Here is a 583-nt window from a genome sequence, read left to right as displayed (position 1 = left end):
GCTCTGGAGTATCTGCCCCACCCTGGCGACGGGATGCACCCTGGTGCTGAAGCCGGCCGAGGACGCCCCCCTGTCAGCCTTGCGCCTGGCCGCCCTGATGCAAGAGGCGGGGCTTCCCGACGGGGTCGTCAACATCGTCACAGGCAAGGGCCGAACCGCCGGTGCACGCCTCGCCGAGCATCCCGGTGTCGACAAGATCGCCTTTACCGGCTCTACCGCCACGGGCCGCACGATTCTCCAGGCTGCCGCGACAAACATGAAGCGGGTGGCCGTCGAACTGGGCGGCAAGTCTCCCGACATCATCTTCGCCGATGCCGATCTGGACGCCGCTATACCCGGCGCTGCGCGGGGCTGTTTCAACAACAGCGGCCAGATCTGCTTTGCGGGAAGCCGGGTCCTTGTGCAGCGCCCGGTGTACGATCGGGTCGTCGAGGGAATGGCAGCGTTCGGCAAGACGCTGAAGGTCGGAAACGGGCTCGGCCACGATGTCGATCTCGGCCCCCTGATCTCGGCCAGGCAGCTGGCGACCGTCAGTGGCTATGTGGATATTGCCAGGGAGGAAGGCGCCATCGTGGTCTCGGGT

Annotated in this window: 1 protein-coding gene; it reads left to right on the top strand. The window is 66.4% G+C overall.

Annotated elements, in window-relative coordinates; all coding sequences use genetic code 11:
* Window positions 1-10: 10 nt before the first annotated feature.
* Window positions 11-583, top strand: a 573-nt coding sequence (locus tag AC1DZC_RS20185; RefSeq protein WP_477044523.1) for an aldehyde dehydrogenase family protein, incomplete at its 3' end; no start/stop codon positions are given.

This window comes from Cellulomonas sp. P2_B4, assembly GCF_056404795.1.
Note: the sequence above shows the minus strand (reverse complement) of the source record. Positions and strands in the feature narration are given on the sequence as shown.